This window comes from Brevibacterium daeguense (assembly GCF_021729135.1).
Lineage (GTDB): Bacteria > Actinomycetota > Actinomycetes > Actinomycetales > Brevibacteriaceae > Brevibacterium > Brevibacterium daeguense.
The window spans coordinates 1-25335 of the sequence record NZ_JAJTWW010000008.1; the positions used below are offsets into that span (position 1 = coordinate 1).

Here is a 25335-nt window from a genome sequence, read left to right on the forward strand (position 1 = left end):
CCGTGGCGCCGCCATGCGCCGGTCTCGCATGAGCAGGTGCGCACCGCGGCGTGCGGAAGGGCCACGAGCACGAAGCTCGTGGCCCTTCCGCCGCCGCTGCTCAGCGGCTCTGCCGTCGGTGCTCAGCGACGCCGATGTCGGGCGTTGAAGCACGAGGTGTGCCAGTGGCGGCGGTGCTCCACCCCGGCTCCGATTGCGAACTCCTGATCGGAGCGCCATGCCACCGTGTGGGCAGTGGTCGCGGGGAGTTCCCGGTGACACCCGGGGCAGATGTAGACCTTGCCCGATCGGCTGCCCCGCACCTGCTGAACGACCCACGTGCCGTCGGGCTCCTCCTGGACACGCCGCAGATCAGCGATCGACGGGCTCAGCTCGCGCCGCTCACGAGCCCATTTGTTGGATCGACGAGACGATGAGGAACGTGGCATGGCCCCATGGTCTCACGTACAGTTGCTCAGGTGCGTGTGGTGATAGCGAAGTGCAGTGTCGACTATGCGGGACGGCTGACGGCTCATCTGCCGCTGGCAGCCCGCCTGCTCATGATCAAGGCCGACGGCAGCGTCCTGGTCCATTCGGACGGGGGCTCGTACAAGCCGCTGAACTGGATGTCTCCCCCATGCACGCTGCAGGTGCTCGATCCCGACGAGGACCAGTGCGCCGCCGGATTCACCGAGATCTGGACCGTCACCCAGGCGAAGACCGGTGACCGGCTCGTCATCTCGATCGCCGAGGTGATCTCCGATTCCAGCCACGACCTCGGCGTCGATCCCGGCCTGGTCAAGGACGGTGTCGAGGCGCATCTCCAGGAGCTGCTGGCCGAGCACATCGAGACACTCGGGGACGGATACTCGACCGTGCGCCGCGAGTTCATGACTGCAGTGGGGCCGGTCGACATTCTCGCCAAGGACTCCGAAGGAGTCTCCGTCGCCGTTGAGATCAAGCGTCGAGGCGGCATCGACGGCGTCGAACAGCTCACCCGCTACCTCGAGCTCATGAACCGGGACCCGCTTCTGGCACCCGTGAACGGTGTGTTCGCCGCGCAGGAGATCAAGCCCCAGGCCCGCGCGCTCGCGCAGGATCGCGGGATCCGCTGCGTGGTGCTCGATTACGATGCCCTGCGCGGGATGGATGACCCGGCCTCGCGCCTGTTCTGAGATCCGCGATCGCGCTCCCATGCCCGCTTCCGAGGAAGAGCAACTAGGCTGGGTGCATGGTTGCCGACGCTGACACCCCATTCCTCGACAAGTCCGATCCGTCCTCCTGGAAGGCTCTCAACGGGCTTTCGCTTGCGGTGGGGCGCGCCGCAGAATCCGCGGGCATCGAGCGCGAGACGCTCGAGCTCATGTACGTGCTCATCTCCCAGCTGAACAGGTGCGCCTACTGCCTGGACATGCACACGCGCAGAGCCCTGGAGTCCGGTGCCGACCCGCTCAAGCTCGCGCAGCTGCCCGCCTGGCACGAGTCAGCGGTCTTCACTGAGGTCGAGTGCGCAGCCCTTGCCATCGGAGAGGTCACCACGACCCTGCCCGCCGTCGAGGACCGGCAGGCAGCCCTGGCGATCGCCCGCGCCACCCTCGGGGATCAGGCCTTCACCGCGCTCGAATGGGCGGCTCTGACGATGAACGCCTACAATCGGGTGTCAATCCTCTCCGAGCATCCGGTCCGCCTTCGGAAGCAGCCATGACCAACCCCGAGATCGACCCAGCAGAGTACGAGTGCTCGCAAGTCACCTGCGCGCACGCAGTCGACATCATCACCGCCCGCGACGTGCCGCTGGGAGGTCCACGTGCGATGACCGTGCGGCGAACCCTTCCACAGCGCAAGCGCTCGCTGATCGGACCCTGGTGCTTCCTCGACCACTACGGCCCGGACGACGTGACCGCGACCGGAGGGATGCAGGTGCCGCGGCATCCGCACACCGGACTGGCGACGGTGACGCTGCTGTTCGAGGGGCGGGTCGAGCACATCGACTCCACGGGCTTCGCGAACATCGTGCGACCTTCGGAAGTCAATCTCATGATCGCCGGCTCGGGAATCTCCCATTCCGAGTTCTCGACCGCAGACACCGATAGCCTTCATGGCGTCCAGCTGTGGTACGTGCTTCCGGAGGATCGGCGCAATGGGGCGCCGGGATCGCAGCACCATGTCGCGCGGCCCACTGCCGTACCGGGTGGCACCGTGCTGACATACCTCGGTCAGCTGGCCGGCACCGCCTCACCGGTGGACACGCGGGTGGAGGCGATGGCGGGGCAGCTGATCGTCGACCCCGGACAGACGATGCTCCTCGATGTCGACCCGCGGTTCGAGCACGGCGCGCTCCTCGACAGCGGAACGCTCACGGTGCACGTCGACGGCCATGAGCAGTCAGTGGGCAAGGACGAACTCGCCTACCTCCCGCCCGGCCCCTCGCGCATCGGGTTCCAGGCCGGCAACGCGCCCACCCGGGTCGTCTTCTTCGGAGGAGCCCCGTTCGAGGAGCGGGTGGTGATGTGGTGGAACTTCGTCGGCCGCTCGCACGACGAGATCGTCGCCTATCGCGCCGCCTGGCAGGCGGAGATCGGCGCCGAGGCGCCCGCCGGCCCCGCTGATCAGCTCGCCGGCCCAGCCGGTGCCTCCCCAGCTGGGACTTCCGGAGCAGGAGAACCTGCCGGTGCGCCGTCGGCTGCCCGCGCCGCCGATGCCGGCGTGTACTTCGACGGTGTGCGGGCACCACGCTTCGGGGACTTCCCGGTCAACCAGCCCGCGCCGCTGCCGGCGCCCCGTCTGCCCAATGTCCGCATCAAACCGAGGATGAACCCATGAGTGATGAGATCACAGTGTCCGACAATCCCGACGAGAGCCGTTACGACATCTTCGTCGATGGGACGCACGCAGGCTTCTCCGCCTATCGGGACACCGATGTCGCGGACGCGCCGCAGCGGATCCTCCACCATACGGAGATCGACGATGAGTTCGGGGGGCGCGGGCTCGCCTCGACCCTTACCAGGAAGGCGATCTCCTCTGCTGTCGCAGACGGTCGCCGCGTGGTGCCCGTGTGTCCCTACGTCAAGAGCTGGGTCGAGAAGCACGACGACTTCGCCGACGACATCGACCCGGTGACGTCCGGACACCTCGCGCTGTTCAGCTGATCGCGCGCAGAGCGGCCGTCAGGACTCGTCACCGCCGTCAGGACTTCGCACCGCCGCGCGGCCTCGTCGCCCAGCACTCGTCACCGCCGCGATGCCTCGTCGACGTCAGGACTCGTCGAAGGTGAGCGTCTCGGGTTTCTCGCGTCGCTCGATCTCCGCGCCCAGCGCCCGGAGCTTGTCCTCGAAGTTCTCGTAGCCGCGATCGATGTGGTCCACGCCGTACACCTCGGTGGTGCCGTGCGCGACGAGTCCGGCGATCACCAGACCGGCTCCGGCGCGGATATCGGAGGCCTCGACCTCCGCTCCCGACAGCCGCTCGACTCCGGTGACGAGCGCGTGATTGCCGTCGATGGAGACCTCTGCGCCGAGCCGAACCAGCTCATTGACGAAGCGCCACCGAGCCTCGAACAGATTCTCAGTCAGCAGGCCCACTCCGTCAGCGACGGCGTTGAGCGCGATCACGAAAGGCTGCAGATCGGTGGGGAAGCCGGGGAACGGCAGAGTCGACACTCGAATGCTGCGGGGACGCTTGGGGCCGATCACCCGGAAGCCTCCCCCGTTCGATTCTGCGCCTCCCCCGGCGGACGTTCCCACTGTGCCTGCGGCGTCCGTTCGGGATCGCGGGTCCAGCTCTTCGACCTGGGCGCCCGCTGCCGTGAGCTTGTCGACCACGTTGGGCAGCAGATCCAGTGACACCCCGCGGACGGTGACGTCACCTCCGGTGATCACAGCTGCGAAGGCCCAGGTCCCGGCCACGATCCTGTCCCCCACGCAGCGGTGCTCGACAGCCCGGAGCGCACCCACGCCATCGATCGTGAGCGTGGTGGTGCCGATGCCGGAGATCCGGGCTCCCATCGCGACGAGCATCGTGCAGATGTCGACGATCTCCGGCTCACGCGCGGCGTTCTCGATCACAGTCCTGCCCGAGGCCAGCACCGCGGCCATGACGAGGTTCTCCGTGGCGCCGACCGAGGGGAACGCGAGGTGGATGTCGGCGCCCGTCAGCCCGTTCGGCGCCTCGGCGATGAAATACCCGTGATCGAGGTGAACGGTGGCCCCGAGTTCCTCGAGGCCGGCCTTGTGCAGGTCGAGACCGCGCGAGCCGATCGCGTCGCCGCCGGGCATCGCCACGTGTGCCGCGCGCATCCGGCCGGTCAGCGGTCCGAGGACGGAGATCGACGCCCGCATCGCCCGAACCAGCTCGTAGTCGGCTTGGATGCCCGGCTCCTCCGGAACGTCGATGCTGACTCTCCCCGCATCCGCGTCGTAGTCGATTCCGCATCCGAGGCGGCGCAGGAGCTCGCACATGATGGTGACGTCGAGGATGGCGGGGACATTGGTGATCACCGAACGCCCCGGAGCCAGCAGCGTCGCCGCCATCAGCTTGAGGACGCTGTTCTTCGCACCGCGGACCTCCACCTCCCCGCGGAGCACCGTGGGTCCCAGTACGGACAGAACCTCCATCAGGTGAACCGTCCCATCGTCAGGTTGTAGCCGGGCGGCGCGGATTCGAGCCACGACGAGAAGGCGGCCAGCGCCTCGGCGTCGAGCGCAAGCAGGATCGTCTTCCCCTCCGCCCGGTGGAAGTCGTAGCGGCAGGTGATGATCTGCGCCTGCGGCAGCACGGCATACTGCTCGGAGTCGTCCGGGTCGTGCCGGGCCGCGATCTCCACGTCCGAGCGCGGCAGCGCATAGGCCGGACGCCGCCCCAGACTGAATAGCGGATACCACTCGAGTGCGGTCACGGTGAAGACCGCGACCCCCAGACGCCAGCGTGGGCGACGGGATTCGTCGCCCACGCGGGTGGAACAGTCGAACGCGCCCGACAGCCTGGAGATCGACCGTCGCCGCACAGTGAACAGCACGACGATGATGACCGCCAGCCCTACCAACGAGAGCAGAATGATCAGCAGGGTCGAAGGGTTCACGTCAGACAGTGTAGCTAAGCGTCGACAAGCTCGGCCTGATCTGCAACGACCATCACGCGGTCGTTCTCCACAGACAGGAACCCGCCGTCGGCGCGTGCGGTGAGGTGCTCGCCGTCCGCCGTCACGATCCGAACCTCGCCGCCGGCCACGATGGCCAGCACCGGCTCGTGCCCCGGCAGGATTCCCATCTCGCCCTCGGTGGTCCTGGCGATCACGCGCCTGGCCTCGCCGGACCAGACCCCGCGATCAGCTGCCACCACGGTCACGTTGAGCGCCATTGCGGTCAGCTGCCCTTCTGGAGCTTGTCGTAGTTGCGCAGCACGTCCTCGATCGGTCCCACGTTGAAGAAGGCCTGCTCGGGGATGTGGTCGAACTCGCCGTCGCAGATGCCGCGGAAGCCCTCGATGGTGTCCTGGATGGACACGGTCGAACCCTCGACACCGGTGAACTGCAGAGCGGTGTAGGTGTTCTGCGACAGGAACTGCTCGAGGCGGCGGGCACGGTGCACGGTGAGCTTGTCCTCCTCGCCGAGCTCGTCGACGCCCAGGATCGCGATGATGTCCTGCAGCTCCTTGTTCTTCTGCAGGATCTGCTTCACCCGCGTGGCGACGTCGTAGTGATCCTGGCCCACGTAGAGCGGATCGAGGATGCGCGAGGACGACGCCAGCGGATCCACAGCCGGGTACAGACCGCGCGAAGCGATGTCACGGCTGAGCTCGGTGGTCGCGTCGAGGTGGGCGAAGGTCGTAGCCGGAGCCGGGTCGGTGTAGTCGTCGGCCGGAACGTAGATCGCCTGCATCGAGGTGATCGAGTTGCCGCGGGTCGAGGTGATCCGCTCCTGCAGCACGCCCATCTCGTCGGCCAGGGTCGGCTGGTAGCCCACCGCGGAGGGCATCCGGCCCAGCAGGGTCGACACCTCGGAGCCGGCCTGGGTGAAGCGGAAGATGTTGTCGATGAACAGCAGCACGTCCTGGTTCTGGACATCGCGGAAGTACTCCGCCATGGTCAGTCCGGTCAGCGCGACGCGCAGCCGGGTGCCCGGCGGCTCGTCCATCTGGCCGAAGACCAGCGCGGTCTTGTCGAGCACGCCGGACTCGTCCATCTCCATGATGAGGTCGTTGCCCTCACGGGTGCGCTCGCCGACCCCGGCGAACACCGACACACCGCCGTGGTCCTGGGCGACACGGGTGATCATCTCCTGGATGAGCACGGTCTTGCCCACGCCGGCGCCGCCGAACAGGCCGATCTTGCCGCCGAGCACGTACGGCGTCAGCAGGTCGATGACCTTGATGCCGGTCTCGAACATCTGGGTCTTCGACTCAAGCTGATCGAAGTTCGGCGCGGGCCGGTGGATGGGCCAGCGCTCAGTGATCTCGTAGGGCTCGTCGATCATCGCGTCGTTGAGCACATCACCGGTGACGTTGAAGACCTTGCCCTTGGTGACATCGCCGACCGGAACCGTGATCGGCGACCCGGAGTCGATGACTTCCTGGCCGCGGACGAGTCCGTCGGTGGGCTGCAGCGAGATGGCGCGGACGATGCCGTTGCCGAGCTGCAGCTCGACCTCCAGGGTCACCTTGCGGGTGCCTTCGGACAGCGTCACCTCGGTGGTGAGGGCGTTGTAAATGGCGGGCACGGAGTCGAGCGGGAACTCGACGTCCACGACGGGGCCGATGACGCGGGAGATCCGGCCAACGGTCCCCTGTGCCTGCGGGGTTTCCGTAACTGTGGCAGTCATGGTCTACTTTCTTCTCTGCTCTCGTTGGTGGCCGCGGTCAGTCACCGGCGCCGCTCGCCGCAAGGGCGTCAGCACCGCCGACGATCTCAGTGATCTCCTGAGTGATCTCGGCCTGGCGAGCCGTGTTGGCCAGCCGGGTGTAGGTCTTGATGAGCTCGTCGGCATTGTCCACCGCAGTATTCATCGCCTGCTGACGCGCGGACTGCTCGGCTGCCGATGCGTTGAGCAGCGCGGCGAGGATCCGCGAGTCGATGTAGCGGGGCAGGAGCGCGTCGAGCACTTCCGCCGCACCCGGCTCGAACTCGTACAGCGGAAACACCTGGTCCACATCGAAGCTCGGCTGCCGCAGCTCGGTCCGGGGCTGGGGGATGCTGGACCCGTCCTCGGCCTCGACGACCTCGAGCGGGATCAGACGCCGGTACTCGGGCTCACGGGACACCGCGGACTTGTAGCGGGTGTAGGCGAGGTAGATCTCGTCGACGCCGCCGTCCTCGTAGTCCCGGGAGAACGCCTCGAGCAGGGTCTCCCCGATCTCGCGGGCGTTCTCGATCGACGGCGCCTCCGAGAACCCGGTCCACGACCTCTCGATCTTGCGATCGCGGAAGGTGTAGTAGCTCTCCGCCTTGCCGCCGACGGTGTACAGCGCGACGTCCTTGCCGCTGTCGCGCAGCAGGCCCACCAGCTCTTCGGCCTCACGGATCACGTTGGCTGCATATGCTCCGGCGAACCCACGGTCCGGACCGAGCACGACCACGGCCGATCGGCGGATCTGCTCCGGCTCGGTGGTCAGCGTGTGCTCGACGTTGGACTGCGTCGCCACTGCGGAGACCGCTCGGGTCAGCGCAGTGGCGTACGGGCTCGCAGCCTTCACCCGGCTGACAGCCTTCTGGATCCGGGATGCCGCGATGAGCTCCATGGCCTTGAAGATCTTCCGCAAGGACTTCGTGGAGTTGATCTTCGCCTTGAAGACCCTCTGCTGGGCTCCCATCAGTACTTCCTTTCGCTAGCGGGCGTCATCGGGCAATCAGGCGTTCGCGGTCGAACCGCGTGACTGCTTGACGATCCGCTCCTGCTGCACCTCGTCCTCCGATGCCGAGTCGAACTCCTCGGTTCCGGGGTGGACGCCGTGTCCTTCGGACGTCTGGAAGCCTGCCTTGAAGTCGGTGACCGCAGCTTCGAGCTCGCTGATCATCTCCTTCGACAGCTTGTCGGTGTGGCCTGCGATCCGAGCGAGCAGATCGGACTTCCGCTCCAGGTGGTCGTGGAACTCGGCCTCGAACCTGAGCACGTCCTCGACCGGAACATCGTCCAGGTAGCCTTCCGAGCCGGCCCAGATCGAGACCGTCTGCTTCTCCGATGACATCGGCGAGAACTGACCCTGCTTGAGCAGCTCGGTCAGGCGGGCGCCGCGGTCGAGCTGCTGGCGGGTGGCCGGGTCGAGGTCCGAGGCGAACATCGCGAAGGCCTCGAGCGAGCGGTACTGCGCGAGCGAGATCTTCAGCGTGCCGGACACACCGCGCAGCGGCTTGGGCTGAGCCGAACCGCCGACGCGGGACACCGAGATGCCGACGTCCACCGCGGGCCGCTGGTTGGCGTTGAAGAGATCCGACTGCAGGAAGATCTGACCGTCGGTGATCGAGATCACGTTGGTCGGAATGAACGCACCCACGTCGTTGGCCTTGGTCTCGATGATCGGCAGGCCGGTCATCGAGCCGCCGCCCAGCTCGTCGGAGAGCTTGGCGCAGCGCTCGAGCAGGCGGGAGTGCAGGTAGAACACATCGCCCGGGTAGGCCTCGCGGCCCGGCGGGCGACGCAGCAGCAGGGAGATGGCGCGGTAGGCGTCGGCCTGCTTGGTCAGGTCGTCGAACACGATCAGGACGTGCTTGCCCTCGTACATCCAGTGCTGCCCGATGGCCGAACCGGAGAACGGCGCGAGGTACTTGAAGCCCGCGGGGTCCGAGGCCGGTGCGGCGACGATGGTGGTGTACTCGAGAGCGCCGAACTCTTCGAGGCTGCGGCGCACCGCGGCGATCGTCGAGCCCTTCTGGCCGCAGGCGACGTAGATGCAGCGGACCTGCTTCTTGGGGTCGCCGGACTCCCAGTTGGCCTTCTGGTTGATGATCGCGTCGAGCGCGATCGCGGTCTTGCCCGTCTTGCGGTCGCCGATGATGAGCTGCCGCTGGCCGCGGCCGATCGGGATCATCGCGTCGATCGCCTTGAGCCCGGTCTGCAGCGGCTCCTTGACCTCCTTGCGGTCCATCACGCTGGCCGCCTGGAGCTCGAGCTCGCGCCGGCCGACCGTTGCGATGTCGCCGAGGCCGTCGACGGGGTTGCCGAGCGGATCCACAACCCGCCCGAGGTAACCGTCGCCGACCGGGATCGAGAGCACCTCGCCGGTCCGGTAGACGTTCTGCTCCTCGGCGATGCCCTGGAAGTCTCCGAGCACCACGGCGCCGATCTCGCGCTCGTCGAGGTTCTGCGCGAGGCCGAGCGTGCCGTCCTCGAACCGGAGAAGCTCGTTCGCCATCACGTTGGGCAGACCCGAGACTGATGCAATTCCGTCACCTGCGGTGACGACCTTGCCGACCTCGGTCTTCTCTCCACCCTGCGGGTTGTACGATTCAACGAACTTCCCCAGGGCGTCCCGAATCTCATCCGGGCGAATTGTCAGTTCCGCCATCTGGTTTCCCTGCTTCCTTCAATCATTCTGGAGAGCGGACCCGAGGTCCTCGGGTGGACCGCTCAATAACGTGTAGTGTGCCGTGGTGCGCGGGCGCTGTCAGCCCGCCAGCTGTCGGCGGGCGTCAGCCAGCCGCTCCGCGATCGTCGAGTTGATGACCTCGTCGCCGACCTGCACGCGCACACCGCCGATCACGTCGGGGTCCACCTGCACGTTGAGTACGAGCTCCCTGCCGTACGAAGCCGAGAGCGCCCGAGCAAGACGCTCCTGCTGCTGCGGAGTCAGCGGCTGGGCGACCACCACATCGGCGACCGAACGCTGCTGACGCGCTGCGAGCACGGAGGAGTAGTTGTCGAGGGTCTCGGTGACCCGCAGTCCGCGGGGGTGTGCGGCTGCCTGCTGTGCCAGCTTCATGGTGAAGGCAGTGACCCTGCCGCCGAGCAGATCCGACACCAGCGAGCGCCTCGACTCGGGCCCGGCCACGGACCCGAAGGCCCACCCGAGCTCGTGGTCGGCCTCGATGAGGCGGGTGAACCGGAAAAGCTCCTCCTCGACCTGTCCGAGCTGACCGGCCGACTGCGCGTCAGCGGCCACAGCCGTCACGCCGGCCACCTCGATGGCGGTGACGAAGTCCTGGGCACGGGCCCAATGACGACCGGCGGCGCCGATGGTGATCTCCAGCGCGGCCGCGTCGACCCGACCCGACAGCAGAGCGGTCAGCAGACCCCTCTTCTGCTCATGGCTGGTCGCCGCGTCGGCTGCCACGCGGCGCAGCTGCGCGTTGTCGGCCAGCACTGAGACGATCCCCAGCAGGCTGTCGCCGATGGTCGACGCCTGGCCGGCGTCGATCGCCTCATTGACGTCCCGCAGGGTCTGCCCCAGCGAATTCCTGCTCGACTGAAGCATCAGGACTCCTTGATCGCGGGAGCCGGCGTCTGGGCCTCAAGGTCGGCGATGAACCGGTCGACGACGCCAGCCGCTCGGTGCTCGTCCCGCAGGCTCTCGCCGACGATCCGAGAAGCCAGGTCGGTGGCCAGGCCGCCGACCTCGCCGCGCAGCTCCAGCATCGCGCTCTGGCGCTCGGCCTCGATCTGCGCCTTGGCCTGGCTGATGATGCGCTCGGCCTCCTCATTGGCGCGCTGCTTCATGTCCGCGACGATCTGCGCGCCCTCTTCCTGAGCCTCGGCACGCAGTCGCGCGGCCTCGGCACGGCCGTCGGCCAGCTGCTTCTGGTACTCGGCAAGAGCCTTGTCGGCTTCGGCCTGGACCTTCTCAGCCTTCTCGATACCGCCTTCGATGGCCTGTGCACGCTCGTCGAGGATCTCCCTGAACTTGGGCAGCACGAGCTTCCAGAAGGCGAAGAAGATGATGACGAAGCAGACCGCCGACCAGACGATGTCATAGGTTGCCGGCAGCAGAGGGTTGGGTGTCTCTGCCGCAAGCACTGTAATCGGGGTCATGAGTTTGCTCGTTTCCTATCAGACGAAGATGAAGTGGGCAGCCACTCCGAGGAATGCCAGGAGCTCGACGAACGCGATGCCGAGGAACATGGTGGTGCGCAGCTGGCCGGAGACCTCCGGCTGACGGGCCATGCCCTCGACGGTCTTGCCGACGAGAATGCCGATGCCGATGCCCGGGCCGATTGCCGAGAGGCCGTAGCCGACAGTCGAGATGTTTCCGGAGACTTCGGCGAGAATGGTGGTGTCCACGTGGATATTCCTTCCGGTTGCTGGTCCGACCTGGTGATCGGTCCGTTCCTAGCCTTGAGTTGACAGGTCAGTGGTGGTGCGAGGCGCAGCCTCTCAGTGGTCCTGAGCGACGCTGAGCTGAATGTAGGCGGCGGTGAGCAGGGCGAAGACATACGCCTGAAGCACTGCCACCAGGATCTCGAAGAGAGTGAAGGCGAATCCGCCGACGAGGGTGAGTCCGCCGAAGACCGCGAGCGCGCCGCCGGCCTCGAAGAAGAAGAATTGGGTCGCAGCGAAGCACAGCACGAGCAGCAGGTGGCCGACGAGCATGTTGAACGTGAGACGAAGTGCGAGGCTGAGCGGCCGGGCGATGAAGGTGGAGATGAACTCGATCGGCGTGACGAGGATGTACATCGCGCCCGGGACTCCGGAGGGGAAGAGCTGGCTCTTGACGTACTGCCAGCCCCCCTGCGCCTGGATGCCGGCGCCGATCATCACGACGTAGGAGACCACCGCCATGAACAGCGGCATGCCGATGTTCGCGTTCGGGGAGATGTTGAGGAAGGGGATGATGCCGGTGATGTTCATCGCGAACACAGTCAGGAAGATGACGGCGATGAGCGGGAAGAACCGGTCCCCGTCCTTCTTGCCCAGCATGTCGTGCGCGATGCCCTTGCGGATGAACTCCAGGATCATCTCACCGACGGACTGCGCGCGGCTCGGCACGAGCTTGGGATTGCGCATCAGGAACATGAAGACGGCCACGAGCACGACCGCTACGAGGATCCGGATGAGCATGATCCGGTTGAGCTCGAAAGGTGTGCCCTCGAACAGAACTGCCGGTGGGTAGAACTCCTCGAGGCCAGGGGCGTGGAAGCCTCCCTCGGCTGCAAGAAGCATTGTCGGTGACAAGGCAGCTGGAGTGAACAGGGCTGTCTCCTGACGGCTCGGCGGGGCTGGCCGGAACTCGGCCCACCACCGTTGGCGAATACTGACGGGTGCGCGCACACCCCGGGCAGGGCCCGGAAAGTGGTCGGATTGCGCTTGAGAAACCACATCGCCGTGTGCTCACACACTACTCAGCGATTCCCCAGATACTCTACCAACCGTAGAGAGTCCCACCAAACCGGAGCGTGCGCATCCCCGCCCTGGCACTGTGATGTGCGGCTCATTCCGTCACTTCTCGTCGATGATCGGCAGCCGGGCCCGCTGCACGGTGAAGACGTCGACGATGAGCGACGCGAATGCAGCAACGGCGAGGGTGACGAACAGCACCCACGGATTGTAGAAGTCGAGGTTGCGCAGCCCGGCGGTGAGGGCGATGAGTCCGGCGACCTTGACGAGGAAGCCGCCGAGCACCGCTCCCGCCATGACGGTCGGCGAGGAGTCGGCCGTGAAGTACATCAGCACCGCGGTGATGGCGAAGAACACGAATGCGGTGGCAGCGCCGATGAGCGCTCCCCAGACACCGGCCATTCCGGCGGCGAAGACGCCGATGATCGACGCGACCACGGCGATCGCGGCCGTGATGAGCAGACCGCGCAGCACGATGCCCCGCATGATCGAGCGCACTGAGTCGTTGGCAGTCACATTTCCTCCTTGGCCCGGAGCCGGGCCCGCAGCGGGTAGAACGTCAGGACAAGAGTCAACGCCACGGCGATCGCGACGATGGTCAGCACCGGCCCCGGCCGGAAGATCAGCAGGCAGACAGTGCCGAACGCGAAGATCGCCGTCCACAAGTACATGATGAGCACGGCGCGGGCATGCGAGTGGCCGAGGCGCAGCATCCGGTGGTGCAGGTGCTTCGCGTCGGCCGAGAACGGCGACTTGCCGGCGAGCATTCGCCGGATCACGGCCAGCAGGAGGTCGAGCAGCGGCAGGAACATCACTGCGACCGGCAGAATGATCGGGAGGTAGGCGGCCAGCGCACGCTCGTTGCTCACCAGCGCCGGGTCGACCTGGCCTGTGACCCTGATCGTGGATGCCGCCAGCAGCAGCCCGATGAGCATCGAACCGGAATCGCCCATGAAGATCCGCGCGGGATTGAAGTTGTGAGGCAGGAAGCCGATGCAGGCACCCACCAGGACCGAGATGATCAGCGACGCGAGATTGGCGTAGCTGTCAGGGCTGGTGTCGACCGCAAGCTGATACGAGTAGACGAAGAACGCGACGCCTCCGATGGCGACCACACCGGCCGCCAGACCGTCGAGGCCGTCGACGAAGTTCACGGCGTTGATCGTCACGAGCACGACCAGGACGGTGAGCACCACCGACATGCGCGGAGACCCGACGATCACACCGTTGAAGGGGATGGTCAGCAGGGACACGCCGCTGAGCGCCATGAACCCGGCTGCGAAGGTCTGACCGGCGAGCTTCGACATCCAGTGGAGGTCCCAGATGTCGTCGATCACTCCCAGCAGGCACAGCATCGCCGCTGCTCCCGCAATCCCGATCACCGAACCCGGCTGGTAGAACAGCTCCTCCAGGAACGGCGTCTGGGAGGCGAAGACCAGCCCTATCATGACGCCGGCGAAGATCGCGACGCCGCCGAGCCGGGGAGTCGGCACGGAGTGGACGTCCCGCTCCCGCAGCGGCGAGAAGATCAGTCCCCGCTCAGCGATGCGGCGCACCATCGGCGTGACCAGGTAGGCGGTCAGCGCGGAGATGACGAGGATGAAGAGATAGGCGCGCACTCAGCCGACCGCATCCACCAGATCATCGACGACGGCGACGAGCTCGGCGTACCCGATCGGGCCCGAGCGCACGATCCGCGGGGGCACAGCCGTCATGTCGACGATCGTCGAGGCGCTGCCCCCGAGCGCCGGACCGCCGTCGAGGTAGATCTCGACCGCCTCGCCGAGCATCTCGCGGGCCTCGCCGACGGTCTGCGCCGCTGGTGCTCCGGAGGTATTGGCACTGGAGACCGCGAGCGGCCCCGTTCGCTCCAGCAGGGCGAGCGCATGTTCGTCGGCGGGCATCCGCACTGCAACGGTGCCGTGGGTGTCCCCGAGGTCCCAGTCGAGGAAGGGCTGGGCGCTGCAGATGATCGTCAGCGGTCCCGGCCAGAAGCGCTTCGTCAGGGTCAGAATCTGCTCGCTGACGGCATCGGCGATGCCGAGCAGTGTCTCCGGCCTGCCGACGAGCACCGGTGGCGGCATGTCACGCCCCCGCCCCTTCGCTGCGAGCAGCTTCTGCACACCCTGCTTCGAGAAGGCGTCGGCGGCGATCCCGTAGACGGTGTCGGTGGGGATCACGAGCAGACCTCCGCCACCGATGACGCGAGCGCATTCATCGAGGACCAGGTCACGGACTTCCTCATTGCGGACATCGAAGGTGCGTGGCATCAGGTGTCTTCAGCTTCCAGTTCGGCGGAGGTGAAACGATCCCTGCCAGTGTAATCGGCGTGTGTCACCGCACCGCCGAAGCCGCTTGCGGCCATGACCTGCCGGACCGGCTCCCCCTGCGACTCGGCATGCTCGATCACGACGAAGCCGCCATGGCGCAGCAGCCGTGCGGCCTGCCCGATCACGACGGAGGGCATCTCCATGCCGTCCTCTCCCCCGCCGTAGAGCGCGTCCGCGGGGTCGTACCCGGTGACCTCGGGGATGTCGGGCTGGGATGCGACCGGAACGTAGGGCGGGTTCGACACGACGATGTCGAAGACGCCGAGGTCGGGGAGGTCGCGCACGTCGGCGCTGACGAATTCGCAGGTGCTGCGCTCGGCCGCGATCGAGGGCTGCAGCGTCGCGAGATTGCGCTCGGCGTAGTCCAGAGCCGCCCGGGAGCGCTCGACGCCCACCACCGAACTGTGCTCGACCTCGGTGGCCAGGGACAGGGCAAGCGCCCCGGTGCCGGTGCACAGGTCGAGGATCCGAGGGCTGGGCACGCGCGTCCGGCGGAGCCACTCGAGCACGCAGCCGACGAGGAGTTCGGTCTCCGGCCGGGGGATGAACACGCCCGGGCCGACGGCGAGTTCGAGATAGCGGAACGGCGCGTGCCCGGTGATGTGCTGCAGCGGCTCCCGCCTCACGCGGCGAGCGACGAGCCGAGAGAACCGCTCGGACACCCCAGACGGCACCCTGGTCCCCCGCAGCGCGTGCAGCGCAACGTCGCTGAGCTGGCAGTCCCAGACGTGGGCCAGCAGCAGCCGCGCGTCGGTATTGGGCGCGGGCACCCCGGCCGCGCGGAGCCTGTCTGCGGCCGCGCGCAGCAGGACGTCGGTCTCCTCGGCGCTCACGGGCTACTGGATCTCGGCCAGCCGCTGTGCTCGATCGGCCGCTCGACAGGATTCGATGACGTCGTCGAGCGCACCGTCCAGGACCTGGTCGAGATTGTGCGACTTGAATCCGGTGCGGTGGTCGGCGATCCGGTTCTCCGGGTAGTTGTAGGTCCGGATGCGCTCCGAGCGGTCGACAGTGCGCACCTGAGACCGCCGGAGGTCGTTCGCCTCGGCGGCGGCCTGCTCGGCCTGGGCCGCGAGCAGGCGTGCCCGCAGCATCCTCATCGCCGCCTCGCGGTTCTGCAGCTGGGACTTCTCGTTCTGGCAGCTGGCCACGATGCCGGTCGGCAGGTGGGTGATGCGGACGGCCGAGTCGGTGGTGTTGACCGACTGGCCACCCGGACCGGATGAGCGGTACACGTCGATCCGGATGTCGGAGTCCGGGATCTCGAGTTCGCCGGGTTCGTCGACCTCGGGAAACACCAGGACACCGGCGGCCGAGGTGTGGATGCGGCCCTGCGACTCAGTGACCGGGACGCGCTGGACGCGGTGCACACCGCCCTCGAACTTGAGCCAGCCGTAGACGCCGCCGCTGCCGGCCTTGACGGCCATCGTGACGTTCTTGAAGCCGCCGAGGTCCGAGGCGGTCGAGTCCAGGATCTCAGTGGACCAGCCGCGGTTGTCGGCCCAGCGCTGATACATCCGGAGCAGATCACCGGCGAACAGAGCGGATTCCTCGCCGCCTTCGCCGGCCTTGATCTCGATGATCGCGTCGCGCGCGTCATCGGGATCCTTGGGGACGAGCAGGTCACGCAACCGCGCTGCCAGCAGCGAGCGGCGCTCGGCCAGCTCGACAGCCTCAGCTGCGAACGCCTCGTCCTCTTCACCCAGCTCCGAGGCGGTGGCGAGGTCCTCGTCCACCGCCCCGAGCTCGTTCCAGCACTGGACGATCAGGTCGAGCTCGGAATAGCGCCGAGTCAGCTTCCTGGCCTGCCCAGGATTCCCGTGCACCGCAGGATCCGCCAGCTCCTGCTCCAGCCGCGCGTGCTCATCGAGCAGCATGTGGACGGTCTGGCGGATCGACTCGATATCGGCTGCTGAGTTCCCTGTGCTCATGACGCGCGCCGTGCCCCGCTCACTCGTCGGAGGCGGATTTCGGCAGCGGGGTCGTCTTCTGCACCTGCATGAGGAACTCCGCGTTCGAGCCGGTCTCCTTGAGCTTCGACAGGAGGAGCTCCAGCGCCTGCTGCTGCTCGAGTCCGGACAGCACGCGGCGCAGCTTCCACATCACCTTCCGCTCCTCGGGGTGCATGAGGTTCTCCTCACGACGGGTTCCCGAGGCGTTGACATCGACGGCCGGGTAGATGCGCTTGTCCGCGAGGTGGCGGCTCAGGCGCAGCTCCATGTTGCCGGTGCCCTTGAACTCCTCGAAGATCACTTCGTCCATCTTGGACCCGGTCTCCACGAGCGCGGTGGCGAGGATGGTCAGCGAGCCGCCGCCCTCGATGTTGCGCGCCGCGCCGAAGAACCTCTTGGGCGGGTAGAGCGCATTGGCGTCGACGCCGCCGGACAGGATCCGTCCGGAGGCCGGCTGGGCGAGGTTGTAGGCCCGTCCCAGACGGGTGATGCTGTCGAGCAGCAGGACCACGTCCGTACCCAGTTCGACCAGACGCTTGGCACGCTCGATGGCGAGCTCGGCGATCGTGGTGTGGTCTTCGGCCGGCCGGTCGAAGGTCGAATGGATGACCTCGCCCTGGACAGCGCGCTGCATCTCGGTGACTTCCTCGGGGCGCTCGTCGACCAGCACCACCATGAGGTGGACCTCGGGATTGTTGGCCGTGATCGCATTCGAGATCTGCTGCATGATCGAGGTCTTGCCGGCCTTGGCCGGGGACACGATCAGGCCGCGCTGGCCCTTGCCGATCGGTGCCACGAGGTCGATGATGCGGGTCGAGATCTGCTTCGAGGTGGTCTCCATCCGCAGGCGCTCCTGCGGGTACAGCGGAGTGAGCTTGGAGAACTCGACACGGCGCTTGGCGTCTTCCACGGACAGGCCGCTGACGGAGTCGAGGCGCACCAGGGCATCGAACTTCTCCCGCTTGCTCGTGCGCTGCTCGCCGTCGCGGGACTGCCGGATGGCGCCGACGATCGCGTCGCCCTTGCGCAGTCCGTGCTTCTTGACCATGTTTGCCGAGACGTAGACATCGTCCGGGCCGGGCAGATAGCCGGAGGTGCGGAGGAACGCGTAGTTGTCGTGCACGTCGAGGATTCCGCCGACGGGAATCAGCACGTCATCCGGACGCAGCTCCGGCTCGTCGAACTCGCCCCGGCCGCGGCGCTTGCGGTCGCGACCGCGATTACGGCTGCGACGGTCGTTGTCCCGGCCACCGGCGCGGTTGTCGAATTGCCGGTTGTCGCCCTGCCGATTGTCGGCCTGCCGATTGTCGCCCTGGCGGTTGTCGGCCTGGCGGTTGTCGCCACCCCGATTCTGTCGGGTGTCACCCTGACGGCTGTCACCGCCGCGATCCTGACGATTGTCACCCTGACGGCTGTCACCGCCGCGTCCCTGTCGGTCGTCACGGCCGTTGCTGCTGTCTCGCGTGTCGCCTCCTCGGCCTTCGGCGCCGCGGGAGTCGCCACCGCGGGCTTCACCCTGCTGGCGCGCTGGCTGCCCGTCGGCCTGTGCCGGCGGGGTGGCAGCACCCGATGCGTCGTCGGACTGGGCGTCGTTGCCGCCGCGACGACGTGTCACCTGGCGCTGGCCGTCCGCCGAGGTGCGGGCGGCTGCCTGTGCGCCGGAATCGGCACCCTGGCCCTGGTCAGGGGCAGGAGCGGCGGTGCTGGGCGCAGAATCTGAGCCTGCCGGAGCGGAGGCAGCAGGAGCAGAGGCAGAGGCAACGCCTGCGGATCCGGCGGATGCCGAAGCACCGTCGGTCTGCGACGACCGGGCTTCCTCGGTGGGCTGGCCCGAGGCTGTGCGGCGGCTTCTGGTGCGAGGCTGCGCCGGAGCATCAGCGGTCGGGGCAATGCCGCCGCCCGTCCGGGCGGTCTGAATGGCGTCGATGAGCTCGCTCTTGCGAAGACGGCGGTATCCCTTGATACCCAGACCCGCTGCCATTTCCTGAAGCTGGGGCAGCCGCAGGGCGCTGAGGCTTCCCGAGCGGGCAGCGGAGTCATGTGTCGTGGTCTCGGTCACGAAGGTTCCTTCTCCCTCGTTTGGCTGCAGCGAAGAGAACGTGGATTCTGCAGCGATGGACTGCACGCCTGAAAATCACGTGCTTTCTCAAATGAAGTACCTGAACAGCCCACGATGTGGGGTGCGGTACGAAGAATGCTCCCGGCGAATCCGCGTCGAGCAGAGGGATCGAACCCGAGGATTCGAATACACCCGACTTCTCGGAGGGAACGCCTCAAGCCTACATCCCTCGCGGCTCAGACGCTAATCGAATGACCCGGAGTGTTCGAACGGACTCAGTTCGAACCGATCGGGCTCTCAGGCCATTTCGGTGACGGTGGTGGTGACTCCGGCGTCCGCGATCACGGTGTCGATGATCCGGACGTCATCGTCTCCGAGCACGGTCCTCACCCGCCGGACCAGGTCCGCTCCGGTCCCCAGCACCGCTATGGTCGGGCCGGCCCCGGAGACGACCGCGGCGAGGCCTGCCGCCCGAAGAGCGTCGACGCGCTCCAGCGAGTCGACCATCGCCGGTCGCCGGTAGTTCTGATGCAGGCGGTCCACGGTCGCCTCGAGCAGCAGACTGGGATCATGCGAGATCGCGTGGACGAAGAGGCCGGCGACCGCGGAGTTGGCTGCCGCCTCGGCGTGCGGGATAGTGTCCGGCAGCAGAGCCCGGGCAACTGCGGTGTCGAGGCGCGTTTCGGGCACGGCGAGGACCACTCGCAGCTCTGGGGCGACGGGCACGGACACGGACTGTGCCGCTCCCCCGATGTTGGTGAAGCTGATCGTCACGCCGCCGAACAGGGCCGGCGCGGCATTGTCCGGATGGCCCTCGTAGCGCGTAGCCCAGGCGAGCTTCGTGCCGGCACTGGCCTCGGGCATTCCGGCAGCGCAGCTGAGGGCGTCCGCGATCGCGATGCCCGCGACCACCGCCGACGCGGACGACCCCATTCCTCGCGACTGGGGGATCACATTTGTGCACGCCAGAGTCATCCGCCTGCCCACGTCGAGCCCGCGGGAGACGAGGATCTCCCGGGCGACCCGGTGGATCAGGTGGTCCGCTCCGGAGGGCAGTGCGTCGGCGCCCTCGCCAGTCACGGTCACGCAGGCCTCGGGGTCGACCGGTTCGGCGGAGATCCGCGCGTGCACCGAGTCGCGGAAGTCGAGCGCCATTCCGAAGCTGTCGTACCCTGCGCCCAGATTCGCCGAGGTGGCAGGCACCTCCACCTCGACCTCGAGGCCGGCGAGCATCACCCCTCCTCGAGCCCGAGCGCCCGGGCGGCGGAGACGGCATCGACGGACACGCGTGTCGGCTGCAGAGCCGAACCGTCGGCGGATTTGATCGCCCACTCGGGATCCTTGAGCCCGTGACCGGTGACGGTGCAGACGACGGTGGCACCGGCCGGGATCTTCCCGGCGCGGGCCTGCTTGAGCAGTCCCGCGATCGAAGCGGCCGAGCCGGGTTCGACGAAGATCCCCTCGGTCGACGACAGGAGACGGTGGGCTTCGAGGATCTGATCGTCGGTGACGGAGTCGATCAGACCGCCCGACTCGTCGCGGGCCGCGATGGCCTGGTTCCACGAAGCGGGGTTGCCGATGCGGATCGCGGTGGCGATGGTCTCCGGGCTGTCCACGGGATGACCGAGCACGAGCGGTGCAGCGCCGGCGGCCTGGAAACCCCACATCTGCGGTGTCGATTCCGCCAGACCCTGCTCCCGGTACTCCCGGTAGCCCTTCCAGTAGGCGGTGATGTTGCCGGCGTTGCCCACCGGCAGCACATGGATGTCCGGCGCCTTGCCGAGCGCGTCGACGACCTCGAAGGACGCCGTCTTCTGCCCCTCGATCCGGTCGGGATTGACGGAGTTGACCAGGTGCACCGGGTAGGCCTCGGCGAGCTTGCGGGACAGCGTCAGGCAGTCGTCGAAGTTGCCGTCGACCTCGAGGAGCTCGGCGCCGTGGGCGATGGCCTGGCTCATCTTCCCCACGGCGATCTTGCCCGCGGGCACCAGCACCGCGCAGGTCAGTCCGGCCTTGGTCGCGTATGCGGCAGCAGACGCGGACGTGTTGCCGGTGGAGGCGCAGATCACCGCTTCGGCTCCGTATTGCACCGCCTTGCTGATGGCCATCGTCATCCCCCGGTCCTTGAAGGAGCCGGTGGGGTTCATGCCCTCGTACTTGACCCATACCTCGGCGCCGGTCCGCTCGGACAGGCCCGCGGCGTGGATCAGGGGTGTTCCGCCCTCACCCAGGGTCACGGCCCTGGCGTCCGGGGCGATGTCGAGCAGGCTGCGGTACTCCTCGATGACTCCCTGCCACTGATGGCGGTGCTGTGCGGTCATGAAGTAGTCCTTTCTCAGTGGCCCTCGATGCGCAGCACCGAGCTCAGGGCGTTGACGGCTTCCAACTCAGCCAGCCGGTCGACGGTGCGGCGCAGTGCCGCATCGATACCGGCATGGGTGGCGATGACGAGCTTGGCCCGCTGCGGAGTCCCGGCCGGCTCGTCCTCGATCTGCGTCTGCTGGACGAGTTCGATCGACACTCCCTCCTCGGCGAACACCTCTGCGATCCGTGAGAGCACGCCGGGGCGGTCGAACACGTCGAGAGTGATCTGGTAGCGGGTGGTGATCGCCGAGATCGGCAGCACGGGCAGGCGCGTCGTCAGTCTGCGCTCGTACTGGCCGCGCCCTCCGAGCACCTTGCGCCGGGCCACGGAGACGACGTCACCGAGCACTGCCGAGGAGGTCGGAGCACCGCCGGCACCCTGCCCGTAGAACATCAGCTCGCCGGCGGCCTCCGCCTCGATGAAGACCGCGTTGAACGCGCCGCCAACGCTGGCGAGCACGTGCTCACGCGGCAGCAGCGCCGGGTACACCCGCGCGGACACACCGGGGCCCTCGGGTGAGTCGGAGAGCTCCTCGCAGATCGCGAGCAGTTTGATCGTGAAGCCCTGCGCCCTCGCCGTCTCCACCATGTCGGCGCTGACTTCGGTGATGCCCTCGACGGAGACGTCGTCGATCGTCACGGGCGTGTGGAAGGCGATCGAGGCGAGGATCGCCGCCTTGGCAGCCGCGTCGTGGCCCCCGAGATCGGCAGTCGGGTCCGCCTCGGCGTAGCCCAGCTCCTGCGCCGTGCGCAGCGCGGTGTCGAAGTCCCAACCCTCGCTGTCCATCTGGTCCAGGATGTAGTTCGTGGTGCCGTTGACGATACCCATGACCCGGGTGATCCGGTCGCCGGCGAGCGAATTGCCCACCGGGCGGATGATCGGGATGGCACCGGCGACAGCGGCCTCGTGCTCGAGCCTCACCTCGGCTGCGTCAGCGGCCTTCATCAGCTCGCCGTAATGCGACGCCAGCAGCGCCTTGTTCGCGGTCACCACGGAGGCGCCCGAGCGCAGCGCACTGAGGATGAGCTCCCGCGCCGGCTCGATGCCGCCGATCAGCTCGATGACGATGTCCGCTCCTTCGATCGCGGCGGCGGCATCGGTCGTCAGCAGCTCGGAGGGGACTCCGGGTCGGGCCTTGGAGGCGTCGCGGACCGCCACAGCGGCCAGCTCCAGCGGTGCTCCGATGCGCGCCGCCAGTTCCTCGCCGTGACCGAGGATCCGCGCTGCGACTTCGCTGCCGACGACGCCGCAGCCCAGCATGGCGACTCTCAGGGACTTCATTCGACGCTCATTCTCCGTTCCGATTGCCGGGAGCGAAGCCCGGATCCGATGCGAACATGTCCTGATAGCTCTCCGGGCGGATCACCCAGCGGACGTCCTCACCCTCGACGGCAAGCACCCCGGGCCGGGGGACGTGATTGTAGTTCGAGGCCAGCGGGCGGCAGTAGGCGCCGGTGCCGGGCACCGCGATGAGATCGCCGGCGCTCACGTCACCGGGAAGGTACTCGTCACGGACGACGATGTCACCGCTCTCGCAGTGCTTGCCGACCACGCGGACCACAGTCGGCTCGACCGAGGACTGCCGGTTGGCCAGGGTGCACGAGTAGTCGGCGTCATAGAGGGCGGTGCGCACATTGTCGCTCATGCCCCCGTCGACGCTGACGTAGCAGCGGTGACCGCTGCCGGTGTCGACCTGCTTGATGGTGCCGGCGCGATAGAGGGTGAACATCGCAGGGCCGGCGATCGCCCGGCCGGGTTCGAACGACACGAAGGGCACGGAGGTGTCGTGATCGGCACAGGTCCGGGCGACCACATCGGCGAGCAGCTCAGCGATCCGCTCGAACGACTTCGGGGTGTCCTGCGAGGTGTAGCGAATGCCGAAGCCGCCGCCGAGGTCGACCTCCGGCACGCTCACGCCGTGGTCGCGCTCGATCTCCGCGCGGAGCCCGATGATGCGCCCTGCCGCCACCTCGAACCCGTCCTTCTCGAAGATCTGGGACCCGATGTGGCTGTGCAGGCCGATCAGCTCGAGGTGGTCCGAGGCGAGGATCTGGTCCGCGGCACGGCGGGCATCGCCGGACTGAAGGGAGAGTCCGAACTTCTGGTCCTCGTGGGCAGTGGCGATGAAGTCGTGAGTATGCGCCTCGACGCCGACGGTGACGCGGATCATCACTCGAGCCCGGACCCCGCGCTCGGCAGCAGCCGCCGCCACCCGGGGGATCTCTGCCAGCGAGTCGACGACGAGGCGTCCGATCCCCCAGTCGAGGGCGAACGCGATCTCCTCGTCGGACTTGTTGTTGCCGTGCAGCCCCACCAGGCGCGGATCCAGGCCGGCCTGCCTGGCGACCATGAGCTCCCCCAGGGTGCAGGCATCGAGGCCGAGTCCCGCCTCGGCGACCCAGCCGGCGGCTGCGGTGCACAGGAATGCCTTGCCCGCGTAGTACGAGCGGGAACCGGGTCCGACCCGGTCGAACGCCCGGGAGAACGCCTCGGCGAACGACCGCGCACGATGCTTGAAGTCATCGACGTCGAGGACGAAGGTCGGAGTGCCGTATTCGTCGGCGAGGTCGGTGACCGAGTGGCCGGCGACCTGCAGCACGCCGTCATCGTCCTTGCGGACATTGCGCGCCCACAGGCTCGGCATGAGCGCGTTGACATCGTCGGGGTAGGGCAGCCAGACGGGAGACGGGATGGCGTGGAGGACGCCGGAGATATGGGCGGGCATCGTCACATCCTCTCAGGGGCGCTGACGCCGAGCATGTCCAGCCCGTTGGCGAGCACGATCGAGGTGGCCCGGACCAGCATCAGGCGCGAGGCGTGGGTCGGGGTGATCTCCTCGTCGGTCCGAGGGGTGACACGGCAGGCGTCGTACCACTTGTGGAACAGTCCCGCCATCCCCTCGAGGTACCGTGCGATCCGGTGCGGCTCGCGCAGCTCGGCAGCCTGGGCCACCACTCGCGGGAAGTCTGCCAGCGCCGCCAGCAGCACGGTCTCGGTCTCGTGGTCGAGAGTGCTCGGATCGAACTCGACCTCCTCGACTCCGGCGGCGACGGCGTTGCGCTCCACGCCCTTGGTGCGAGCGTGAGCGTACTGGACGTAGTACACGGGGTTGTCGTTGCTCGCCGAACGCAGCACCTCGGGATCCAGGGTGAGCGGCGAATCGGCGGGAGTGCGCGCCAGCGAGTAGCGCACTGCGTCCGTGCCGAGCCAGTCGATGAGATCGCGCAGCTCGATGATGTTCCCGGCGCGCTTCGACAGCTTGGCACCGTTGACCTTGATGAGCTGCCCGATCAGGATCTCGATGTTGTGCTCGGGATCGTCGCCGGCAGCCGCGGCGATGGCTTTGAGCCGGCCGACATAGCCGTGGTGATCAGCACCGAGCAGATAGATCTTCTCGGTGAATCCGCGGTCCTTCTTGTCCAGGTAGTACGCGGCATCGGCGGCGAAGTACGTCGGCTGGCCGTCGGCGCGGATGAGCACGCGATCCTTGTCGTCGCCGAAGTCCGTGGTCCGCAGCCAGACCGCGCCGTCCTTGTCATAGACATGGCCCTGCTCTCGCAGCCGATCGACGGCCTGCTCGATGGCACCGCTGGCGTGCAGCGTCGTCTCCGAGAACCAGACGTCGAAGTGGACCCCGAAGTCGTCGAGCGTGCTGCGGATGTCGGCCATCTGGAGCTCGTAGGCGCGGTGCCTGACCTCGTCCCTGACGGCATCCTCGCAGGCGTCGGCGAGCGCCGGCTGCCCCGCGCGGATCTCCTCGGCGATGTCTGCGATGTACTGGCCGGGATATCCGCCTTCGGGCACCTCCCGCTCATGCATGCGAGCGAGCACCGAGTCGGCGAAGGTGTCCATCTGGGAACCGGCGTCGTTGATGTAGTACTCGCTCGTCACCTCGGCCCCGGCTGCGCGCAGCACGCGCGCGATCGCGTCACCGAGGGCGGCCCAGCGCGTGTGTCCGAGGTGCAGCGGGCCGGTGGGGTTCGCCGAGACGAACTCCATGTTGACTGTGTGCCCGACAAGCGAGGTGCTGGTGCCGTAGGCCGCGCCCTGCTCGACGACGTCCGCGGCGAGCTTGCCCGCGGCGTCGGCGTCCAGGGTGATGTTGAGGAATCCAGGACCCGCGACATCGACCTCGGCGACGCCGTCCTGCGCTCGCAGGCCCTCGCCGATGCGCTCGGCCAGCTCACGCGGCTTGAGACCGGCCTGCTTGGCGGTCTGCAGCGCGATATTGGACGCCCAGTCGCCGTGCTCGCGGTTCTTCGGCCGTTCCACCACGATGGTTTCGGGGATCTCGATGGAGAGATCCTGCGAGTTGAGTTGGTCGATGGCAGCACGGATGGCCGTCTTGAGCTGTTCGGGAGTCACCGTACAAGATTATTACCCCGGGTGCTCG

26 protein-coding genes are annotated in these 25335 nt (G+C 67.5%); 4 read left to right on the plus strand and 22 right to left on the minus strand.

The window, feature by feature from the left end; all coding sequences use genetic code 11:
- Window positions 1-122: 122 nt before the first annotated feature.
- The gene (locus tag LXN01_RS07995) at window positions 123-428 is read right to left on the minus strand and encodes an Rv1322 family protein (RefSeq protein ID WP_236864137.1); all 306 of its coding nucleotides are present in this window, start codon (window positions 426-428) and stop codon (window positions 123-125) included.
- Window positions 429-458: 30 nt separating this feature from the next.
- On the opposite strand from LXN01_RS07995, the gene nucS reads away from it, so the two are divergent.
- The 4 genes from nucS to LXN01_RS08015 are packed head-to-tail and all read left to right on the plus strand — an operon-like array spanning window position 459 to window position 3128.
- Window positions 459-1154 (plus strand): endonuclease NucS, encoded by a 696-nt coding sequence (nucS, locus tag LXN01_RS08000; protein WP_236864300.1) that lies wholly within the window; start codon window positions 459-461, stop codon window positions 1152-1154.
- Between the two features lie 56 nt (window positions 1155-1210).
- Window positions 1211-1684 (plus strand): carboxymuconolactone decarboxylase family protein, encoded by a 474-nt coding sequence (locus LXN01_RS08005; RefSeq protein WP_236864138.1) that lies wholly within the window; start codon window positions 1211-1213, stop codon window positions 1682-1684.
- Complete coding sequence (locus tag LXN01_RS08010) at window positions 1681-2802, plus strand: pirin family protein (RefSeq protein WP_236864139.1); 1122 nt, start codon at window positions 1681-1683, stop codon at window positions 2800-2802. Before LXN01_RS08005 ends, LXN01_RS08010 begins: the two co-directional genes overlap by 4 nt.
- Window positions 2799-3128 carry a GNAT family N-acetyltransferase gene (locus LXN01_RS08015; protein ID WP_236864142.1) on the plus strand — a complete coding sequence of 110 codons (330 nt, stop codon included), beginning with the start codon at window positions 2799-2801 and terminating at the stop codon, window positions 3126-3128. The genes LXN01_RS08010 and LXN01_RS08015 overlap by 4 nt, the downstream gene beginning before the upstream one ends.
- A gap of 105 nt (window positions 3129-3233) precedes the next feature.
- On the opposite strand, the gene murA is transcribed toward LXN01_RS08015, so the two are convergent.
- The 21 genes from murA to argS all read right to left on the minus strand — a co-directional run bounded on the left by murA (window position 3234) and on the right by argS (window position 25307).
- Window positions 3234-4592 (minus strand): UDP-N-acetylglucosamine 1-carboxyvinyltransferase, encoded by a 1359-nt coding sequence (gene murA / locus LXN01_RS08020; RefSeq protein ID WP_236864143.1) that lies wholly within the window; start codon window positions 4590-4592, stop codon window positions 3234-3236.
- A complete protein-coding gene (locus LXN01_RS08025) occupies window positions 4592-5056 on the minus strand; it encodes a DUF2550 domain-containing protein (RefSeq protein ID WP_236864144.1) in 465 nt (154 codons plus the stop codon). The genes murA and LXN01_RS08025 overlap by 1 nt, the downstream gene beginning before the upstream one ends.
- Before the next feature lie 14 nt (window positions 5057-5070).
- Window positions 5071-5334 carry a F0F1 ATP synthase subunit epsilon gene (locus LXN01_RS08030; RefSeq protein WP_236864145.1) on the minus strand — a complete coding sequence of 88 codons (264 nt, stop codon included), beginning with the start codon at window positions 5332-5334 and terminating at the stop codon, window positions 5071-5073.
- A 5-nt stretch (window positions 5335-5339) separates the two neighbouring features.
- Window positions 5340-6794 (minus strand): F0F1 ATP synthase subunit beta, encoded by a 1455-nt coding sequence (gene atpD / locus LXN01_RS08035; protein ID WP_236864147.1) that lies wholly within the window; start codon window positions 6792-6794, stop codon window positions 5340-5342.
- 37 nt (window positions 6795-6831) lie between these two features.
- Entirely contained in the window at window positions 6832-7782 is a 951-nt protein-coding gene (locus LXN01_RS08040) for a F0F1 ATP synthase subunit gamma (RefSeq protein ID WP_236864148.1), read from the minus strand.
- A 36-nt stretch (window positions 7783-7818) separates the two neighbouring features.
- Window positions 7819-9474, minus strand: a complete 1656-nt coding sequence (atpA, locus tag LXN01_RS08045) for a F0F1 ATP synthase subunit alpha (RefSeq protein ID WP_236864149.1) — start codon at window positions 9472-9474, stop codon at window positions 7819-7821.
- A gap of 99 nt (window positions 9475-9573) precedes the next feature.
- The gene (locus tag LXN01_RS08050) at window positions 9574-10380 is read right to left on the minus strand and encodes a F0F1 ATP synthase subunit delta (protein ID WP_236864150.1); all 807 of its coding nucleotides are present in this window, start codon (window positions 10378-10380) and stop codon (window positions 9574-9576) included.
- Window positions 10380-10934 carry a F0F1 ATP synthase subunit B gene (locus LXN01_RS08055; RefSeq protein WP_236864151.1) on the minus strand — a complete coding sequence of 185 codons (555 nt, stop codon included), beginning with the start codon at window positions 10932-10934 and terminating at the stop codon, window positions 10380-10382. The genes LXN01_RS08050 and LXN01_RS08055 overlap by 1 nt, the downstream gene beginning before the upstream one ends.
- 18 nt (window positions 10935-10952) lie before the next feature.
- The gene (gene atpE / locus LXN01_RS08060; protein ID WP_236864152.1) at window positions 10953-11183 is read right to left on the minus strand and encodes an ATP synthase F0 subunit C; all 231 of its coding nucleotides are present in this window, start codon (window positions 11181-11183) and stop codon (window positions 10953-10955) included.
- Window positions 11184-11276: 93 nt separating this feature from the next.
- The gene (atpB, locus tag LXN01_RS08065; RefSeq protein WP_236864153.1) at window positions 11277-12062 is read right to left on the minus strand and encodes a F0F1 ATP synthase subunit A; all 786 of its coding nucleotides are present in this window, start codon (window positions 12060-12062) and stop codon (window positions 11277-11279) included.
- A 276-nt stretch (window positions 12063-12338) separates the two neighbouring features.
- The gene (locus tag LXN01_RS08070; RefSeq protein ID WP_236864154.1) at window positions 12339-12752 is read right to left on the minus strand and encodes a Cg1360 family ATP-synthase-associated protein; all 414 of its coding nucleotides are present in this window, start codon (window positions 12750-12752) and stop codon (window positions 12339-12341) included.
- Window positions 12749-13855 carry an MraY family glycosyltransferase gene (locus LXN01_RS08075; RefSeq protein ID WP_236864155.1) on the minus strand — a complete coding sequence of 369 codons (1107 nt, stop codon included), beginning with the start codon at window positions 13853-13855 and terminating at the stop codon, window positions 12749-12751. The genes LXN01_RS08070 and LXN01_RS08075 overlap by 4 nt, the downstream gene beginning before the upstream one ends.
- Window positions 13856-14506, minus strand: a complete 651-nt coding sequence (locus LXN01_RS08080) for an L-threonylcarbamoyladenylate synthase (protein WP_236864156.1) — start codon at window positions 14504-14506, stop codon at window positions 13856-13858.
- The gene (gene prmC, locus LXN01_RS08085) at window positions 14506-15399 is read right to left on the minus strand and encodes a peptide chain release factor N(5)-glutamine methyltransferase (protein WP_236864157.1); all 894 of its coding nucleotides are present in this window, start codon (window positions 15397-15399) and stop codon (window positions 14506-14508) included. Before prmC ends, LXN01_RS08080 begins: the two co-directional genes overlap by 1 nt.
- A gap of 3 nt (window positions 15400-15402) precedes the next feature.
- Window positions 15403-16497 (minus strand): peptide chain release factor 1, encoded by a 1095-nt coding sequence (gene prfA, locus LXN01_RS08090; RefSeq protein WP_236864158.1) that lies wholly within the window; start codon window positions 16495-16497, stop codon window positions 15403-15405.
- A gap of 19 nt (window positions 16498-16516) precedes the next feature.
- Window positions 16517-18577, minus strand: coding sequence for a transcription termination factor Rho (gene rho / locus LXN01_RS08095; RefSeq protein ID WP_336885253.1), 2061 nt, complete (start codon window positions 18575-18577; stop codon window positions 16517-16519).
- A gap of 297 nt (window positions 18578-18874) precedes the next feature.
- Entirely contained in the window at window positions 18875-19810 is a 936-nt protein-coding gene (thrB, locus tag LXN01_RS08100) for a homoserine kinase (RefSeq protein ID WP_236864159.1), read from the minus strand.
- On the minus strand, window positions 19810-20898 hold the full coding sequence (thrC, locus tag LXN01_RS08105) for a threonine synthase (protein ID WP_236864160.1): 1089 nt from the start codon (window positions 20896-20898) through the stop codon (window positions 19810-19812). The genes thrB and thrC overlap by 1 nt, the downstream gene beginning before the upstream one ends.
- A gap of 14 nt (window positions 20899-20912) precedes the next feature.
- Window positions 20913-22223 carry a homoserine dehydrogenase gene (locus LXN01_RS08110; protein WP_236864161.1) on the minus strand — a complete coding sequence of 437 codons (1311 nt, stop codon included), beginning with the start codon at window positions 22221-22223 and terminating at the stop codon, window positions 20913-20915.
- A 7-nt stretch (window positions 22224-22230) separates the two neighbouring features.
- Entirely contained in the window at window positions 22231-23667 is a 1437-nt protein-coding gene (lysA, locus tag LXN01_RS08115; RefSeq protein ID WP_236864162.1) for a diaminopimelate decarboxylase, read from the minus strand.
- A 2-nt stretch (window positions 23668-23669) separates the two neighbouring features.
- Entirely contained in the window at window positions 23670-25307 is a 1638-nt protein-coding gene (argS, locus tag LXN01_RS08120; RefSeq protein WP_236864163.1) for an arginine--tRNA ligase, read from the minus strand.
- Window positions 25308-25335 lie beyond the last annotated feature (28 nt).